This window comes from Actinoallomurus acanthiterrae, from assembly GCF_054775715.1.
On record NZ_BAAHCO010000001.1, the window covers coordinates 5,587,498 to 5,601,336 of the forward strand.

Annotated in this window: 10 protein-coding genes; 8 read left to right on the top strand and 2 right to left on the bottom strand. The window is 71.7% G+C overall.

The features are described from left to right. Positions 1 to 23: 23 nt before the first annotated feature. Both ACYVF7_RS26475 and ACYVF7_RS26480 read right to left on the bottom strand, forming a co-directional pair. Entirely contained in the window at positions 24 to 1,646 is a 1,623-nt protein-coding gene (locus tag ACYVF7_RS26475) for a glycosyltransferase family 39 protein (RefSeq protein ID WP_460346029.1), read from the bottom strand. Further along, positions 1,646 to 4,306 carry a methyltransferase domain-containing protein gene (locus ACYVF7_RS26480; protein WP_460346032.1) on the bottom strand — a complete coding sequence of 887 codons (2,661 nt, stop codon included), beginning with the start codon at positions 4,304 to 4,306 and terminating at the stop codon, positions 1,646 to 1,648. The genes ACYVF7_RS26475 and ACYVF7_RS26480 overlap by 1 nt, the downstream gene beginning before the upstream one ends. Positions 4,307 to 4,442: 136 nt before the next feature. Between ACYVF7_RS26480 and ACYVF7_RS26485 the strand changes: the two genes are divergently transcribed. The 8 genes from ACYVF7_RS26485 to ACYVF7_RS26520 all read left to right on the top strand — a co-directional run bounded on the left by ACYVF7_RS26485 (position 4,443) and on the right by ACYVF7_RS26520 (position 13,778). Then, positions 4,443 to 5,330, top strand: a complete 888-nt coding sequence (locus ACYVF7_RS26485; protein WP_460346035.1) for a phosphotransferase family protein — start codon at positions 4,443 to 4,445, stop codon at positions 5,328 to 5,330. 205 nt (positions 5,331 to 5,535) lie between these two features. Further along, the gene (locus tag ACYVF7_RS26490) at positions 5,536 to 7,158 is read left to right on the top strand and encodes a beta-N-acetylhexosaminidase (RefSeq protein ID WP_460346038.1); all 1,623 of its coding nucleotides are present in this window, start codon (positions 5,536 to 5,538) and stop codon (positions 7,156 to 7,158) included. Positions 7,159 to 7,515: 357 nt separating this feature from the next. Then, positions 7,516 to 7,809, top strand: coding sequence for a hypothetical protein (locus tag ACYVF7_RS26495; RefSeq protein WP_460346041.1), 294 nt, complete (start codon positions 7,516 to 7,518; stop codon positions 7,807 to 7,809). Between the two features lie 9 nt (positions 7,810 to 7,818). Further along, complete coding sequence (locus ACYVF7_RS26500; protein WP_460346044.1) at positions 7,819 to 8,796, top strand: aldo/keto reductase; 978 nt, start codon at positions 7,819 to 7,821, stop codon at positions 8,794 to 8,796. Between the two features lie 169 nt (positions 8,797 to 8,965). Beyond that, complete coding sequence (locus ACYVF7_RS26505; protein ID WP_460346047.1) at positions 8,966 to 9,151, top strand: DUF397 domain-containing protein; 186 nt, start codon at positions 8,966 to 8,968, stop codon at positions 9,149 to 9,151. Between the two features lie 280 nt (positions 9,152 to 9,431). Further along, positions 9,432 to 10,025 carry a CDP-alcohol phosphatidyltransferase family protein gene (locus tag ACYVF7_RS26510; RefSeq protein ID WP_460346050.1) on the top strand — a complete coding sequence of 198 codons (594 nt, stop codon included), beginning with the start codon at positions 9,432 to 9,434 and terminating at the stop codon, positions 10,023 to 10,025. Positions 10,026 to 10,056: 31 nt separating this feature from the next. After that, the gene (locus ACYVF7_RS26515) at positions 10,057 to 12,558 is read left to right on the top strand and encodes a sugar phosphate nucleotidyltransferase (RefSeq protein WP_460346053.1); all 2,502 of its coding nucleotides are present in this window, start codon (positions 10,057 to 10,059) and stop codon (positions 12,556 to 12,558) included. After that, positions 12,555 to 13,778, top strand: a complete 1,224-nt coding sequence (locus ACYVF7_RS26520) for an alpha/beta fold hydrolase (protein WP_460346056.1) — start codon at positions 12,555 to 12,557, stop codon at positions 13,776 to 13,778. Before ACYVF7_RS26515 ends, ACYVF7_RS26520 begins: the two co-directional genes overlap by 4 nt. Positions 13,779 to 13,839: the final 61 nt, after the last annotated feature.

The following is a 13,839-nucleotide window of genomic DNA, read 5'->3' on the forward strand; positions in this document are numbered from 1 at the left end:
GGACCAGCCGCACGCCCGGTGCTTCAGGACCGAGAAGTCGAGGTGACCCGCCAGACGTGGAGCAGGTGGTCATGGCTGGTCAGCACCTGGCGCCAGGTGGACGGGATGCCGGGGAGCGCGATCCGCGCGGCGTCGCCGCAGCGGGGACAGGCGTCGCTGCCGACGCTGTACGCGACCACGTAGTCGCCCGCGGCGGGCTGCCCGGCACCGGTCAGCGGCCGGAGACGGCCGCGCCATACCCGGTGGCCGGTGGGGCTGACGAAGTAGATCGGGATGATCCGGTACAGCTTCGTGTCCGTCCACACCGTCCGGGCGCCCGAGTGGGCCAGCCAGGAGCGGAACTCCGGCAGCGCGTCCGACGACACGCGCGGTGAGCCCGCCCAGCCGGGTTTGCCCGGGAGGCCGAGCACGGACAGTCCGGTGACGGCCAGCCCGACGCAGCACACGACCACCGCGGGCACGGCCGACCGGACGCGCTCCGGCAGCCGGATCGCGCGGGCGAGCAGCCACAGCACCGCGACGCCGCCGAGGACGAACGCGGGGAACAGGGGATACCAGTACCGCAGGAGCTGCAGACGCAGCTTCGGATGCGCCGGGTCGAGCACGCCGCCGAGCAGGGTGAGCGGCACCCACAGCAACGCGATCCACAGCCCGAACACCTCGGCCCGCCGCACGTACGGTTCCCCGCCGACCGGCCCTCCCTCGGCCGGCCGCTCGCCGCGCCGCGTCCACGCCCGTACGAGCCGGACGGCGCAGAGCACGCCGGCGCCGAGCGTCAGGGCGAGGAGCAGCAGGAGGCCCGGCCCCTCGGGGAGTATGGCGAGCTGCTGCGGCAGCCGCCACAGGTAGACCCACAGTGGCAGGTTGTGGAAGGTCTTGGCGACTTCCGGACGGGACGGCAGGTCGCCGAGGCCGGAGCCGGCGTGCAGGCGGGCCAGCGGGTCGTGGTACAGCCACTCGTTGAAAATCGTCTCGCCCACGCCCGTCAGCGCTACCGGGACGAACGCCCACAGCGCGTCCCACCGGCCGATCCGCCGCCACAGCAGCACGGGGACCAGCGGCCAGACGAACACGATGAACTCGCGGACGAGGTAGCTCCACCCCATCAGCAGGCCGATCGCGACGAGCCAGATCCGCCGGTGCGCGAGCAGGCCCGAACGGACCGCGACGGTCAGGGCGACGGCGGCGGTGAACAGTGCGGTCGCGGGCAGGTCCGGCAGCAGTTCGGTGCCGGCGACGACCACGATGCCGACACAGGCCAGGACCACCGCCGACACCGCGCCGACGAGGCGATTGAACAGCATGCGGCCGATCGCGTACACGGACGCGAACAGCAGCAGCGCCGCCGCGACCGGGAAGGCGTGGTAGGTCACCTCGGAGTACCCGAAGAAGCGCATCACCACGGCGGTCGGCGCGGTCAGCCCGATCCGCAGGTACTGGTGGTTGAAGATCGGGTCCGCGGGCCGCGACGGGAACGACCGGGCGGCGTCCATGTAGCGGCTGTGGTCGACCGGCTGCGGCACCGACAGGTTCCACAGCAGCAGCACGGCATAGGCCACGAGCAGCGCGGCGGGCAGCAGGAACTCGTCGCGGCGCCGGCGCGGGGCCGCCGCCGCGACGGACGGTTGGGAGGCGGTGTCCAGCATCAGAAGATGACGTGCTCCTCGGCGGGCCCGTGGAACGCGACGCGGCCGTGCCGCATCAGTTCCTCGTCGCTGACCTTCCAGGTGTGCGCCTCGCGATCGCCGCGCACGGAGACGAAGTTGAACCGGTCGGCGGAGTAGATCCCGACGCCCTCGGCCTGCGCGCGGCGCAGGAGGTCGCTGTCGACGGCGCGGGGCAGGTCGGAGAACCGCAGCTTCCGCATCGCGTCGCCGTCGGCGAGGATCGTGCCGCCCTGGATCAGCTCCGCTTCGGTGTGCTCCAGGTGCGGGAAGCGCAGCAGGGTCACGCCGTGGGTCCGCATCTCGCAGTAGTGCGCGCCCTTCCCGATCAGCCCGGCCGTCGTGTGGTCGAAGGCGTACGCCAGGTCGCTCAGGTAGTGCGGGCCGTACAGGTTGTCGTCGTCCATCTTGGCGAGGTACGCGCCGTCGGCCGCGTCGATGCCGAGGTTGAGCACGGCGCCGAGCGTCAGCCCGGCGTCGGCGGACAGGACCACGACGTTCTCCAGCCCGGCGGCGCGCGCCTTGGCCTCGGCCCGGTCGGAGGTGAAGCCGTGCGTGACGAGCACGAGCTGCAGCGGCCGGTGGACCTGGCGGGCGACCTGCTCGATGGCGTGGTCGATCTGCTCGGGCCGGTTGGTCGGCAGGATCACCGAGATCGAGCGCTCCCGGCCGGGCACGGACACGCCTGCCGCCGACAGGACCGAGTCGACCCGGTGCCCGTACAGGTGCTTGGCGAACACCTCGCGCATGGCCAGGTGCCCGATCTGGTCCCGCAGGTCCGCGCTCTTCATCAGCTCGACGAGCGCCTCGGTGGTCTGCTCGGGCGTGGTGGAGAGTCGCACGAGGTCGCCGAAGACCTCCTCCAGGGCCCGGGAGTGCCCGGAGACCACCGGCGTGCCGCACGCGGACAGCTCGAAGACGCGGCGCGCGCACATCGTCGGCGACTTCGTCACCGAGTTGACGTTCAGGAAGATCTTGTACGCCTTGTACGCGGCGAGCATCCGCTCGTACGGCAGCGAGCCGACGATGTGGTCGGCGTACTCCGGCGGGAACTGGAAGTCCGGGTCGTCGGAGATGCGGCTGTAGATGTGCAGGTCGAACTCGCGGGCCGGGGCGAGGATCGTGTCCATCTGCGCCGCTCGCTCGGGGTACTTCTTGGAGTGGTACGTCCCGGCGAACGCCACCTCGTACTTGCGCCCGCCCGGAACGGCGACCGGGTTGTGGATGCGCGGCTGCGCGCCGAACGGCAGCAGCGCGACCCGGTCGTGGCCCAGCGCCTCGACGTATCGCGGGATGCAGTCGGCGTCGACGGTGAAGACCTGGTCGAACAGCTTGGCCGTCTCGATGAACCGGTCGAAGTTCGGCGGGTCCTCCTTGTTCCAGAACACCGTCGGGATGCCCTGGGCGCGGCACCAGGCGACGAGGTCGCGCACGGGCTGCTTCGGCGCGCCGGCCGCGCTCATCATCGTCGCCCACCGGCCGTCGTTGCCGTGCCAGGCGGACTCGACGAACAGCAGCGCCGGCTTCTCGCGTTCGAGGACCTCACGCCAGTCGTCCGGGCCGAACTTGATCTGCTGCCACTCGTACCGGAACGCCATCGCGCTGAACACGTCGAGGATCACCGCGACCTTCAGGTCGCGCGCGACCGGCCCGTCCGGGACGACGACCTCCGGGATGGCGATCGCGGAGTAGTGCCCGCTCTGGTCGGGCGAGCCGGTCGTCGTGACCGGCTTGGGCTCGGTCAGGCGCGGCGGTGCCTTCAGGGCGCTCGCCACGTTCTTCGGCAGCTTGAGCGCCTCTGTGGGGCGTTTGGCGCTCCACAGCGCCTCGCCGAGCCGCCACCACTTGCGGTTCTTGGCCGACTTCAGCTGCCAGGTGACGTACTCGGTGCGGTACGCCTGGTGGGCCAGCCGCGCCTCGAGGTTCTTCATCCGGGCGTTGACCTGCTCGTAGCGGGCGATCGCGACGTCGTAACGCCGCATCCGCTCCTTCTCGTCGTGCATCGACTCCTGGATCGCGATGAAGGCGCGCTCCATCATCGGCTGGGAGTCGAGGATGAGCCGGTCCGGGTCGGCCATCGCCCCCGGCCGCGCCCGCACCCGCAGGTACTTGTCGACGATGTCGAGGCTCTCGATCGAGAGGTACGGGGCGAGTAGCCGCACTACGGAGTCCACGTAGAAGGTGGCGTAGTGGTCGTGGTGCTTGCTGAGGCCGAACGGCGTCGTCAGGGCGAGCAGACCGTCCGGGCGCAGCACCCGCGCGGCCTCCTTCAGCAGCGGGGAGGCGTCCGGGGAGTGCTCGATGATCTCGCCCATGATGACGGTGTCGAACGAGTCGTCGGGCAGGTCCAGGGCGGACGCGTCCGCGAGCCGGTACGTCAGGCGCTCCCGTACGTCCTCCGGCTCGGCTTCGCGCTCCTTGTTCGCGTACTCGACACGGTCGGCCTGGATGTCCACGCCCAGGGCGGTGAGGCCACGCCGCGCGCACAGGAGCGAGGCGATGCCCTGCGAGCACCCGACATCGAGCACCTCTCCGGTGGCTTGGTCGACGAGCCAGTGGATACGATCACGAGCGACCCGCTGCGTGCTTTCGGCCCAGATCTCGCCTTTGTAGACCTCGGAGATGCGATCGGAGTTAGCCATTGAGCCTCTTGTCGTTGGGTGTGGCGCAGAGACGCTAGCCGCAGCCGGCGAACGGACGGTGTCGAACAGGCGACGCCGGGGTAATCGACGGAGAATTAAGGTGGTCACCGTGGCAGACGTGGGCTCCTCCCGGTAGATGGCATCTCCGCATCCGCCGGAGACGGTCCTGGGGTGGGTCCGTGACGTCGTGGGCGGCCGGATCACCTCGATCCGCTCGATGGGCGCAGGCTCGACGACCCTGCACGCGATCGACGCCGGGACCGATCCGGCACGCCGCCTGGTGGTCCGCCGGTTCCACGACCTGGCGCGGCTGCGGACCGACCCCTGGTACGTCCCGGCCAACGAGGCCGCCGTCCTCGAACTCCTCGACGACACCGAGGTACCCGCCCCGCGCCTGCTCGCCGCCGACCCGAACGGCCGCATCTGCGACGTCCCCGCGCTGCTGGTGACGCGCGTGCCGGGCCGCCCGGCGGCCATGCCGTGGGACATGGACGCCTACCTGGCCGCCTTGGCCCAGGCCCTCGCGCGGGTCCACGAGGTGCCGCCCGAGTCGGATCTGCGGTCGTACGCGCCGTACCACGATCCGGCCGTGTACGGTGAGCGGCGCCCGCCCGCCTGGTCGGGCAGCCCCGAGCTGTGGCAGCGGGTCTTCGAGGTGATCTCCGGCCCCGCTCCCGAGACTCCCACCGGGTTCATCCACCGCGACTTCCATCCGGGGCAGACCCTGTGGTCGGGCGACCGGCTCACCGGGATCGTCGACTGGACCACCGGATGCCGGGGACCGTACGGCGTCGACCTGGCCCGGGTGCGGATCAACCTGGCCATCGAGTACGGCGTGGAGGTCGCCGAACGTTTCCTGGCCGTCTACCAGGCGACGGTCGGCCACGACGGCCGCCACCCCTACTGGGACCTCCTGGACGCCGCCGACATGATCCTCGGCATGCCCGTCCCGGAGACGCAGGCCGTCGCTGACGGCTACTCCCGCTTCGAGCACTGGACGGCGATCGCCCTGGCTAGCCTGTGAGCCGCCGTCCGCGCCCCGCGGATCTCGGGCCGTGGCCGTCCGAGTCCCTGCTCCGGGGTCTTGACGAGGAGCGCCCGCCTTTCCTAGCCTCCCGATAAGGAAGGCTTATTAACTAATGCTCGTCGGGGTTCCCGGCCGCCCGTGCCGGGAGCGGGCGTGACCGGCCGCGGCCCGTCCGGCCGCCGACTCCCACCGGAGGTCGACCTTGACATCCGCTCCCACCGTGCCGCCGCGCAGGCCAAGGCTCCCCAGGGCACTGACGGCCTCGGCGGCGGCCGCGGCCCTGGCCGCCGTGCCGGGCGCGCCCGCCGTCGCCGCCGTACCGCACCCCACGGCAGGCCACGCCGTCGCCGCGCCGCAGGTCGTCCCGGCGCCCGCGTCCCTTCACACGCTCCCCGGCGTGTCGTTCTCGCTCACCCGGGGCACGCGGATCCTCGTACGGCCCGGGGCGGACCGCGCCGGGACGTACCTCGCCGGGATCCTGCGCCGCTCGACCGGCTACCCGGTGCCGGTCTCGCGTACCGGCGGGGCCACGGGTGCCATCGCGCTGTCCCTCACCGGCGGGGGAGGCGGCGAGGCCTACCGGCTGAGCGTGCTGCGCGACTCGGTGCGGCTGTCCTCCGGGACGCCGGCCGGGCTGTTCCGCGGCGTGCAGACGCTGCGCCAGCTGCTGCCGCCCGCGATCGAGTCCGCCACCGTACGGCCGGGGCCGTGGAGCGCGCCCGGCGTCGAGATCGAGGACGCCCCGCGCTTCGCCTGGCGCGGCACGATGCTCGACGTGGCACGGCACTTCTTCACCGTGCGGCAGGTCGAGCGCTACATCGACACCGCCGCGCTCTACAAGGTCAACGTGCTCCACCTGCACCTCAGCGACGACCAGGGCTGGCGTATCGCGATCCCCGGCCGGCCGCGTCTGACGTCGTACGGCGGCAGCACCGCCGTCGGGGGCGGCCCCGGCGGCTTCTACACCGAGCGCGACTTCACCGAGATCGTCCGGTACGCCGCCGAGCGCTACATGACGGTCGTGCCCGAGATCGACGGTCCCGGCCACACCAACGCGGCGCTCGCCTCGTACGCGGAACTGAACTGCGACGGCCACGCCCCGCCGCTCTACACCGGCACGGACGTCGGCTTCAGCTCTCTGTGCATCGGCAAGCCGGTGACGTATCGGTTCCTCGACGAGGTCCTCGGGCGGCTCGCGAAGCTCACGCCCGGCCCGTACCTCCACATCGGCGGCGACGAGGCGATGAGCACCAAGCCGGCGGACTACGCCGAGTATCTGCGGCGGGTCGCGGAGATCGTGCGGCGCCACGGCAAGACGCTGGCCGGGTGGGCCGACATCGGGGCCGCCACCGTCCCGCGCGGCGCCGTCGCGCAGTACTGGCAGCCGGCGAAGGGCTCGGAGGAGGGCACCGCGACCGCCCGCGCCGCCGTACGCCAGGGCGCCCGGCTCGTCATGTCGCCCGCCGACCACGCGTACCTCGACATGAAGTACACCGCGAGCACCCCGCTCGGTCAGGACTGGGCCGGCCTCGTCGAGGTCCGCGACGCGTACGCGTGGGACCCGGGAACGCTCATCGACGGGGTCACGGACAAGGACGTGGCCGGGGTCGAGGCGCCTCTGTGGACGGAGACCATCGTCAGCGACCACGACATCGACTACATGACGCTGCCGCGCCTGCCCGCCATCGCCGAGATCGGCTGGACGCCGCAGAACGGGCGCTCGTGGAGCGACTTCCGGCTGCGCCTGGCCGCGCAGGGGCCTCGATGGGCGGTGCTCGGCCGCGCGTACTACCGGTCGCCCCAGGTGCCCTGGGCCACGTCCTGAACGGCCGGGGATACGGACGGTCGAGCAAGGTCACTATTCACGACCGTAATCAGACAAGGGTTGTGATTTTCCGTAAAGTAAAGACTTCTTCCCCCGCGCTCACCTGCGGCGTTAAGTTCGGAATGTTCCGGTATTAGGCGGGTGTGCCGATCCTAAGAGGATCTTCCCAAAATGAATCGCACCGCCCAGCCCGCCGGCCCGGAACCAGAGATGGAGAGGCGCGTCGATCCGCCCCAGTAGATCCAGCCTCTCCACAGACCGGCCTCTCGCGCATCCGGGGCCGGTGATAAGGGCGCTGGACGCCGTGGGTGACGAGACACCGGCGTCCAGCGCCCCATTAACGGGGGAGGGGCGACGGTGACCGACAGGACCGGACGGCCGGCGGCCTGGATCGGCAGGCCCATGAGCGAACTCACCGACGAGGAACTGACGGAGCTCGCCGAATGGCTGGCCGGGGAGCGTCCCGCCGACGACCCCATGCTGATCGCCGTCCAAGGACTGCGCCGGGAGCGGACGCGAGGCGCGCAGCCCGGACGGCCCGGGAAGCCGGAACGGCCCGGGAGACGGGTGCCGGGCGGGGAGTCGAAACGGTCCGGGAAGCGGATGCCGGGCGGGGAGCCGGGACGGCTCGGGGAGCGGCGCACCCGATAATGGCCTGTCATGGACGAACGTCTCATCGACAGGATCGGCCGGCGCGTGTCGGTCGTCGGGCTGGGCACCTGGCAGCTGGGTGCCGACTGGGGTCAGGTGGAGGAGAAGGACGCGGTCGCCGTCCTCGAGGCGGCGGTGGAGTCCGGGGTCACATTCCTCGACACGGCCGACGTCTACGGTGACGGCCGCAGCGAGCAGATCATCGGCCGGTTCCTGCGGGCTCACCCAGGGCTGTTCGTCGCGACGAAGATGGGGCGTCGCGCGCCCCTCGATCCGGCGGAGTACACGCTGGACAACTTCCGCGCCTGGACCGACCGGTCGCGGGCCAACCTCGGCGTCGACACGCTCGACCTCGTCCAACTGCACTGCCCGCCGACGCCGGTCTACTCCCGCGACGAGGTCTTCGACGCCCTGGACACCCTCGTCGACGAGGGACGTGTCGCCGCGTACGGCGTCAGCGTCGAGACGTGCGACGAGGCGCTGACCGCGATCGCCCGCCCAGGCACGGCGAGCGTCCAGATCATCCTCAACGCCTTCCGGCAGAAGCCCCTGGAGCGGGTGCTGCCCGCCGCCGCCGAGGCCGGCGTGGGCATCATCGCCCGCGTGCCGCTGGCGTCCGGTCTGCTGTCCGGACGTTACCGCCACGACACCGAGTTCGGGCCGGCCGACCATCGGACGTACAACCGGCACGGCGAGGCGTTCGACGTCGGTGAGACGTTCTCGGGGGTGGACTTCGACACCGGTGTGGAGGCGGCGCGGGAGTTCTCCGCGCTCGCCGCGCCCGGCGCCGTCCCGGCCCAGACCGCGCTGCGGTGGATCATTCAGCAGCCCGGTGTCAGCACGGTGATCCCCGGGGCCCGCAACGCCGAGCAGGTCCGCGCCAACGCGGCCGCCGCCGATCTGCCGCCGCTGCCCGAGGCGACGCTGGACGCCGTCCGCGACCTGTACGACGGCCGGATCCGCCCGCAGGTCCACCACCGCTGGTGACGCGCCGGGGCCGGACCTTCCGCGACGATCTCGGCATGTGCATTATGCACATGCCGAGATATGATGCCGATCACATCAGGGTGCCGGCCGCGCTCCCCAGCGGATCCGCACGTCGATCCGCGGGACGTCGAGGGCCGATCCGCGCGGGCGGTGTCCCGGAGGGGGTCACATGCGGCGGACAGACCCGGGCATCCCATTGCCGGACGACGACTGGCGTAAGAGCCGGTACAGCAATCCCAGCGGCTGCTGTGTGGAGCTCGCGTGGGCCTCGCCGCCCACGCCCACCACGGCGGGAGCACCGACCCCGAGACCGGCGGAGGGCGGCGCGTGGACCGAGCGCCACGGCACCGCCTGAGCACCTGGAGGCGCCCGCACGCCGCCGTTCTCCGGACCGGGTGATCCCGGCATAACACGCCGTCCGGGTCGCGGCCACCCTCGCCTCATCGATGGCCGGACCCGGACGAGTCGGTCTCCAGGGCATGATTCGCCCGGCTGTCGGCGAATCCGCCGATCATGCGCCCCGCCCGGCGTGCCCGCCGACGGCGACCGGTCGCCGTGGGGGCGGACCGGCGACGCCGCGCGGCGGTACCGACAGGTAAGGTCATGACCAGCGTGGGGGAGCGGGAGGTGGGCGTTTGAACGACCGTCTGTGGACGTGGCCGAACGCATTGAGTTTCGCGCGTCTGATCGGCGTTCCCGTCTTCTTGTGGTTGGTCCTCGTCAAGGAGGACTGGTGGGCCCTCGGCATCCTCGTCTTCGCGGGGCTGTCCGACTGGCTCGACGGCAAGCTGGCGCGCATGCTGGACCAGACCAGCGAGCTCGGCACGCTCCTCGACCCGGCGGCCGACCGGCTCTACATCTTCGCGACGCTCATCGGGCTCGTCGTCCGGGACGTCGTCCCCCTCTGGGTGGCGCTCCTCCTGGTCGCCCGCGAGGTGTACATGGCCGTGCCCCTTGCCATCCTGCGGCGGCACGACTACGCCGCGCTCCCGGTGCACTTCGTGGGCAAGACCGCGACGCTCTGCCTGCTCTACGCCTTCCCGCTGCTGTTCCTGGGCGTCCACACGGGGACCTATGCCACCGTCGCGAAGGTCTTCGGCTGGGCGTTCGCGATCTGGGGAACGGGTCTCTACTGGTGGGCCGCTGTTCTCTACACCGTCCAGGTCCGCCGGTTGGTGCTGGCCGACCGCAGCTCAGGCGAGCTGAAGGGAGCGGAACCCCGACCATGATCGGCGCAACCGTCGTGAAGGAGTGGCTCCATTGAAGGCCGTGGTGATGGCGGGTGGCGAAGGTACCCGCCTGCGTCCGATGACCGCCAACCAGCCCAAGCCGCTTCTGCCGGTGGTCAACAAACCGATCATGGAACACGTGCTGCGCCTGCTCAAGCGGCACGGCTTCACCGAGACCGTCGTCACCGTCCAGTTCCTCGCCGCGCTCGTCCGCAACTACTTCGGCGACGGCGAGGAGATCGGCATGGCGCTGAGCTACGCGACCGAGGAGATGCCCCTCGGCACCGCCGGCAGCGTCAAGAACGCCCAGGACGCGCTGCGCGACGACCGCTTCCTCGTCATCTCCGGCGACGCGCTCACCGACATCGACCTGACCGACATGGTGCGCTTCCACCGCCAGAACGGCGCGCTCGTCACCATCGGCCTCAAGCGCGTGCCCAACCCGCTGGAGTTCGGCATCATCATCGTGGACGACGACGGCCGCATCCAGCGGTTCCTGGAGAAGCCGACATGGGGGCAGGTGTTCTCCGACACCGTCAACACCGGCATCTACGTCATGGAGCCCGAGGTCCTCGACCACGTCGCGGCGGGGGAGTCCGTCGACTGGTCCGGCGACGTCTTCCCCAAGCTGCTCGCCGAGGGCGCCCCGCTGTACGGCTACGTCGCCGACGGCTACTGGGAGGACGTCGGCACCCACGAGAGCTACCTCAAGGCCCAGGCCGACATGCTGTCCGGCAAGATCCAGGTCAAGCTCGACGGCTTCGAGATGTCACCGGGCGTCTGGGTCGGCGAGGGCGCGGAGGTCGACCCCGAGGCGATCCTCAAAGGCCCCCTGTACATCGGCGACTACGCCAAGGTCGAGGCCGCTGCGGAGCTGCGGGAGTTCACCGTCCTCGGCAGCAACGTCGTCGTCAAGGAGGGCGCCTTCCTGCACCGGGCGATCGTCCACGACAACGTCTTCGTCGGACCGCGGACCAACCTGCGCGGCTGCGTCGTGGGCAAGAACACCGACATCATGGCCGCCGCCCGCGTCGAGGAGGGCGCGATCGTCGGCGACGAGTGCGTGATCGAGGCCGAGGCGTACATCTCCAGCGAGGTCAAGGTCTACCCGTTCAAGACGATCGAGGCGGGCGCGGTCGTCAACACGAGCGTCATCTGGGAGTCCCGCGGCCAGCGCACCCTGTTCGGGCCCCGAGGCGTGTCCGGCCTGGTCAACGTGGAGATCACGCCGGAGCTGGCGGTACGGCTCGCCAGCGCGTACGCCACCACCCTCAAGAAGGGCGCGGGCGTCACCGCGTCCCGCGACGCCTCCCGGGCCGCCCGCACGCTCAAACGCGCTGTGCAGAGCGCGCTGACCGCCAGCGCGATCAACGTCCAGGACCTCGAGGCCTGCCCGATCCCCGTGGCCCGCTACGAGACCGCCCGGGAGGACTGCTCGGGCGGCATCGTGATCCGTACGACCCCGGGCGACCCGCAGGGCGTCGACATCCTCTTCCTCGACGAGAACGGCGCGGACCTGTCCCAGGCCGCCCAGCGCAAGCTGGAGCGCGTCTTCAGCCGGCAGGAGTACCGGCGGGCGTTCCCCGGCGAGATCGCCGAGCTGACCTACCCGCCCCGCATCTTCGAGACGTACGCCCGGGACCTCCTCCGCTGCATCGACATGCGCGGCGTCCGCGAGGCCGAGCTGAAGATCGTCATCGACTGCGCCGGCGGCACCGGCTCCCTCGTCCTGCCGCAGCTGCTCGGCCGCGTCGGGGTCAAGGAGGTCCTCACCGTCAACAACCGCCTCGACGAGGTCTCGCCCACCGAGACCCTCGCGGAGCGCATGCGTGACCTGCAGCGCCTGGGCGACCTCGTGTCGTCCTCACGGGCGGCGTTCGGCGTCCGTTTCGACACCGTCGGAGAGCGCATCAGCCTCGTCAACGAGAACGGCGAGCTGATCAGCGACGACCGCGGGCTGCTCGTGGTCCTCGACCTCGTCGCGGCCGAGCGGCGCGGCGGCCGGGTCGCCCTGCCCGTCACGACGACGCGCGTCGCCGAACAGGTGTGCCGCTTCCACGGCGTGCAGGTCGAGTGGACCTCCACCTCCCAGGACGTGCTGACCAAGGCCACCACCGCGGAGGACATCATCTTCGCCGGCGACGGCCGAGGCGGCTTCGTGGCCCCCGAGTTCAGCCCCACGATCGACGGCATCGCCGCGTTCATGCGCCTCGTCGGCCTGGTGGCGCGCACACGCCTGACCCTCTCCCAGATCGACCAGCGGATCCCCGAAGCCCACCTGCTCAGGCGATCGGTGCCCACCCCCTGGGCGGCCAAGGGCAGCGTCATGCGCCACGTCGTCGAGGCGGCCGGCGACCGCACCATCGACACCACCGACGGCGTCCGCGTCATCGAGGACGACGCCGGCTGGGTGCTCGTGCTGCCCGACCCGTCCGAGGCGGTCACCCACCTGTGGGCCGAGGGCACCGACCCTGACTCCGCCCAGGCCCTCCTGGAGAACTGGGCCGGCGTCGTGGAGGCCGCCGGCTCATGATCGACCAGAACGCGGGCGGGTCCCAGACCGGACCCCGCCCGGACGTCGGCGCCGAGACCGCGGCGAGTGCCGACGAGATGGGTCCCGGCGCGCGTGCGGACGTCGATGGCGGGACCGGCGTCTCCGGCGGGGCGAGTGCCGACGAGGCGGGTTCCAGTGTGCGTACGGACGCCGACGCTCCTACCGGATCCGACGACCCGGCGGAGGCCGTCCCCGTACAGGCGGGCACTGGAGAAGGGACCGGAGCCCCGCCGTCCCGGCCCCGGCGCCCATGGTGGCGGCGGTGGGCGCGGCGGCTGGGGCTGACCGCGCTGGCCCTCGCCGTCGCCGCGACACTCTTCTCGCTCATCTTCAACGCCGCCACCGCGGGCCGTGCCCGGGTCCCGGCCGGGCTGACCTATGTACGGACCGGCGACCTGATGACCAGGTATCGCGTCTGGGGCACCGGGGGATCGCCGGTCGTCCTCGTGCACGGGGCCGCCGAGTCCGCCGACACCTGGGAGCGGGTCGCCGACCTCCTCGCCCGCGACCACCGCGTGTACGCCCTCGACCTCAACGGGGCCGGGTACACCTCCCGGCGCGCCCCGTACAACCTCGATCATCAGACGCGGCAGCTGCTGGCCTTCCTCGACGCGCTGAACCTGCGCCGGCCGCTGCTGGTCGGCCACTCGTCCGGCGCGGCGACGGTCGCGGAGGCGGCGCTGCGCGCACCGGACCGTGCCGGCGGGCTGATGTTCCTCGACGGCGACGCCCTCAGCACCGGGGCCGGGCCGCCGCCCGCCTTCCGTTACCTGGTCGTCCCGCCCTATCGGACGACCATCCTGCGGCTGGTCGTGCGCTCCGACTGGCTCATCCGCACGATCTACTCCACGCAGTGCGGTCCCGGCTGCCCGCGGCTGGACGCGGCCGGGCTGGACCGGTGGCGCAGGCCCTTCGAGGTGGCCGGCGCCGAGTCCGGGGTCTGGGGCATGCTGCGGTACGGCGTCCCCGGCCTGGCCGAGAGCCGGCTCACGCTGCTCCGGTCGGTCGGCGTGCCCAAGGCGGTGGTGTACGGGGCGCAGGACGCCGTGTTCGCCAAGGACTCCGCGGCCCAGACCGCGCGCCGGATCGGCGCCCCCGACCCGACGCTGATCCCCGGTGCCCGGCATCTGACGCTGATCTCCGCGCCCTCTCAGGTCGCACGGACCGTCGAAGACCTCGCCGCCCGCCGCGTCCCCTGACGCCGCATGGACGCGGGGCCCGATCGGGGTGCCGGCGCTCAACGGTGGGGTGCACGGCGGT